At 41.3% G+C, this 1,995-nt stretch carries 3 protein-coding genes; 2 read left to right on the top strand and 1 reads right to left on the bottom strand.

Annotated features, from left to right (window positions below; genetic code table 11):
- The first annotated feature begins 133 nt into the window (after positions 1–133).
- Positions 134–457, top strand: coding sequence for a hypothetical protein (locus tag U9O96_02620; GenBank protein ID MEA2054001.1), 324 nt, complete (start codon positions 134–136; stop codon positions 455–457).
- On the top strand, positions 444–1,169 hold the full coding sequence (locus tag U9O96_02615) for a metallophosphoesterase (protein MEA2054000.1): 726 nt from the start codon (positions 444–446) through the stop codon (positions 1,167–1,169). Before U9O96_02620 ends, U9O96_02615 begins: the two co-directional genes overlap by 14 nt.
- A gap of 54 nt (positions 1,170–1,223) precedes the next feature.
- Here U9O96_02615 and U9O96_02610 read toward each other — a convergent pair whose 3' ends face one another.
- Positions 1,224–1,484, bottom strand: a complete 261-nt coding sequence (locus tag U9O96_02610; GenBank protein MEA2053999.1) for an integrase core domain-containing protein — start codon at positions 1,482–1,484, stop codon at positions 1,224–1,226.
- Between the last annotated feature and the right edge of the window lie 511 nt (positions 1,485–1,995).

Raw genomic sequence — 1,995 nt, 5'->3', positions numbered from 1 at the left:
CCGAAAACTCTGTTTTCCATCCCTCGTTTTCCTCCATCTGAAAATTTTAGAGGAATAGATTGTTTCTTCTCGTCACCCGAGGAGAAACAATTAGGTTACAAAATGGAGCTTATTCGTAGAGACTAGACATGAGATGAGCGTCTCCCGCCAGCAAAGAAATGCATCCATACTTTTTAAGGTTGTAACTGCCGTTGACCTGGAATTTCCGGCACTTAAAGAAACTTACCGTGAAATCATGGAGGATGCGATGGACATAAAAAATGCAGAGAATTTTGTGAAAATGGTTGAAGAAGGGAACATCAAACTGCAGATTTTAAGAGGAACAGTTCCATCCCCATTTTCTTTCAACATACTGGCTATGGGCTCAACTGACGTGGTTCTGATGGAGGACAGAAAGGCGTTTACTCGCCAGATGCATAGAGAAGTAATGGAGGCAATAAGTCATGGAAAGAAGTGAAATATGGAATGGCATATTTGTTACTGATGACTACTGCATATATGTGCCTGACGAGCAGACAGTTATCATCGCAGATCTGCATCTGGGTTATGAAGGCGTGCTCCGTCTTCAGGGTGTTGCCATACCAAAATACCAGGAGAAGATAATCATGGAACGGCTGAAGCACATTATAACAAAATATGAACCAGAGACGGTTATCGTAAACGGGGACTTCAAGCACGAATTCGGAAGAAATTTGAGGCAGGAATGGAGGGAAGTCAGCGAAGTGCTGAGTTTTCTTTCGGAAGGACGAAAAGTAGTGCTGATCAGGGGAAATCACGATAACTTTTTGAAAACCATAGCATCTAAATTTGGTATGACAATAAAGTGGAGATATGATTTGCACGGCATTGCAATTGCACACGGTCATAGAAGCATGGAAGAAAAAAAGATGATAATCGCCCATGAACATCCGTCTATACATCTGAGGGATAGGGTGGGGGCAATGCTCTCCCTTCCATGTTATTTGATATCTGACGAAATTATTGTAATGCCCGCTTTTTCCCCACTGGCATCTGGAACGGATGTCTCATCCGCAGATGCTGATGACTATCTCTCGCCAATTCTCAGAAATTTAAATGTGGACATAAACAAATTCAAAGTGCTGGCAATAAGCGATATTGGCTTACTTGACTTTTCCACCATAGAAAAGCTGAAGACGGTGAGGATTTAAAGGAGTTTGACGGATATGTTACTAACTAGGGGTAATGTCCACCGAGATATTACACTAAACTCCTGAAGGATTGGAGAGATAATTCTCAAGAAATTGTAACGGGGAGTGATACCCAAGACTCATGTTATCTCTCCGGTTATATGGGCGTCTGATTTCATTCAATATCACTTGTTCATCTTGATTTTCATCTATCCACATTAAGTTGAGATATTCCTCCTTAATCATTCCTATTGCCCTCTCAATAAAAGGGTTCATCCAAGGACATCCTTTCTCTATGAAATTTAGTTTTATCTCATTCCTTTTACAGTATTCCATTACATCATTGTTTTTGAATTCCTTTCCGTTATCTAAAGAGTTCAATCCTAAACGATATTCTAAGAAATGCGGACCAGTATGGGAAATCAAGTTTAAAGTAGAGAGCTAATTTAAATTGGTTTGATAAAATAGAGATCGAACGCTACGACAATAAGCAGGGAATAGGGTTGTATATATGAAGACAGATAGATATCAAAGGACACACAGCCATGAAATGTGGGCAACTCTGCGGTCGCTTCGCCCTCTTGCCTCGCCTTCGGCCCGGCCATATAACAATGCATATCTGGCTACGGGCTGTCGCCCTTCGCCCAAATTCACCTTACCGGGCGAACTTCAGATATGTATCAGTCGTTATACGCAATCGGCTTCGGGACGCCTGAAATGAGATGTTCCTCAGAATGGGTAACATCATAGATTTTTGAAGCAATATCTCAGCAACCTCTCTCAATTTTCAACCAATTTAAAGTCAGCTTTCTGATCGTCGGGATCAAAGTGCGATTTGATATGCAAT

The organism is Candidatus Thermoplasmatota archaeon, from assembly GCA_034660695.1.
Classification (GTDB): Archaea; Thermoplasmatota; E2; order UBA202; family DSCA01; genus JAYEJS01.
Note: the sequence above shows the minus strand (reverse complement) of the source record. Positions and strands in the feature narration are given on the sequence as shown.

Bases quoted from the DNA above. Each gene is read 5' to 3' on its own strand.
- U9O96_02615 (MEA2054000.1), top strand. From the start codon at position 444: ATGGAAAGAAGTGAAATATGGAATGGCATATTTGTTACTGATGACTAC.
- U9O96_02620 (MEA2054001.1), top strand. From the start codon at position 134: ATGAGCGTCTCCCGCCAGCAAAGAAATGCATCCATACTTTTTAAGGTT.
- U9O96_02610 (MEA2053999.1), bottom strand. From the start codon at position 1,484: ATGGAATACTGTAAAAGGAATGAGATAAAACTAAATTTCATAGAGAAA.